At 70.1% G+C, this 2066-nt stretch carries 1 protein-coding gene; it reads left to right on the forward strand.

Features of this window, described 5'->3' with window-relative positions:
- Positions 1-1942, forward strand: a 1942-nt coding sequence (gene infB / locus ABZ297_RS46745) for a translation initiation factor IF-2 (RefSeq protein WP_355361057.1), incomplete at its 5' end; no start/stop codon positions are given.
- Between the last annotated feature and the right edge of the window lie 124 nt (positions 1943-2066).

Genomic DNA, 2066 nt, shown 5'->3' on the forward strand with positions numbered 1-2066 from the left:
CGGTCGCGGCGGTGGCACGGCGGGCGCGTTCGGTCGCCCTGGTGGCCGTCCCGCGCGTGGTCGCAAGTCCAAGCGCCAGAGGCGCCAGGAGTTCGACAACATGTCGGCGCCGGCGATCGGCGGCGTGCAGGTCGCTCGTGGCAACGGCGCGACGATCCGCCTCCCGCGCGGTGCGTCGCTGTCCGACTTCGCCGACCGCATCGGTGCGAACCCGGCCTCGCTGGTGCAGATCATGCTGCACCTCGGCGAGATGGTGACCGCCACGCAGTCGGTCAACGAGGAGACCCTGCAGCTGCTCGGCCAGGAGCTCGACTACAACATCCAGGTCGTCAGCCCGGAGGAGGAGGACCGCGAGCTTCTCGAGGCCTTCGACATCGAGTTCGGCGAGGACGAGGGCGACGAGGGCGACCTCGCCGCGCGTCCGCCGGTCGTGACCGTCATGGGTCACGTCGACCACGGTAAGACCAAGCTGCTCGACGCCATCCGCAAGACCAACGTGGTGGCGCGCGAGGCGGGTGGCATCACCCAGCACATCGGCGCTTACCAGGTCGCCACCGAGCACGAGGGCGAAGACCGGAAGATCACCTTCATCGACACCCCGGGTCACGAGGCGTTCACCGCCATGCGTGCCCGTGGCGCCAAGTCCACCGACATCGCGGTGCTGGTGGTCGCGGCCGACGACGGTGTGAAGCCGCAGACCATCGAGGCGCTCAACCACGCCCAGGCGGCCGACGTGCCGGTCGTGGTCGCGGTCAACAAGGTCGACAAGGAGGGCGCCGACCCCAACAAGGTCAGGGCGCAGCTCACCGAGTACGGCCTGGTGGCGGAGGAGTACGGCGGCTCGACGCTGTTCGTCGACATCTCGGCCAAGAACGGCACGGGCATCGACCAACTGCTCGAGGCGATCCTGCTGACCGCCGACGCCGAGCTCGACCTGCGGGCCAACCCGACGATGGACGCCCAGGGCATCGCGATCGAGGCACACCTCGACAAGGGCCGCGGCCCTGTCGCGACCGTCCTGGTCCAGCGCGGCACGCTCCGCGTCGGCGACTCGATCGTGTGTGGCGAGGCCTTCGGCCGCGTCCGCGCGATGCTCGACGACAACGGCGAGCCGGTCGATGAGGCCCCGCCGTCCCGTCCGGTCCTGGTGATGGGTCTGACGGCCGTGCCGAGCGCCGGTGACAACTTCATCGTCGTCACCGACGACCGGATGGCCCGGCAGATCGCCCAGCAGCGCGCGGCGCGCAAGCGCAGCGCCGACATGGCGAAGTCGAGCCGTCGCCGCACCCTCGAGGAGCTGTTCAGCGACCTCGAGAAGGGCCGCGTCGACGAGCTCAAGCTCATCATCAAGGGTGACGTGTCCGGTTCGGTGGAGGCCCTGGAAGACGCCCTGCTCAAGATCGACGTCGGCGACGAGGTCAGGCTCCGTGTCCTGCACCGCGCCGTCGGTGCGATCACCGAGTACGACGTCAACCTGGCCGTCGCCGACGACAACGCGGTCATCATCGGCTTCAACGTCCGCCCCGAGCCTCGGGCGCGCGACCTGGCCGAGCGCGAGGGCGTCGACATCCGCTACTACTCGGTCATCTACCAGGCGATCGAGGAGATCGAGGCGGCGCTCAAGGGCATGCTCAAGCCCGAGTTCGAAGAGGTCCAGATGGGCACGGCGGAGGTCCGCGAGATCTTCAAGGTGCCGAAGATCGGCAACATCGCCGGTTCGCTGGTCCGCTCCGGCCTGATCGTCCGCAACAGCAAGGCCAGGGTGATCCGCGACGGCGTCGTCATCGCCGACAACCTGACCGTCTCGTCGCTGCGGCGCTTCAAGGAAGACGCGACCGAGGTCCGCGAGGGCTTCGAGTGCGGCATCGGGGTCGGCTACAACGACCTCAAGATCGACGACGTCATCGAGACGTTCGAGATGCGGGAGAAGCCGCGCGGCTGACAACAACGCGGCCGGGGGGGGGGGGGGGGGGGCGGCGGGGGGGGGGGGGGGGCCCCCCCCCCCCCCCCCCCCCCCCCCCCCCCCCCGGGGCCGGGCGCAACGCCCCCACACCAGGGGGAGCCAC

The organism is Nonomuraea sp. NPDC005983, from assembly GCF_040614375.1.
In the GTDB taxonomy this organism is placed as follows: domain Bacteria; phylum Actinomycetota; class Actinomycetes; order Streptosporangiales; family Streptosporangiaceae; genus Nonomuraea.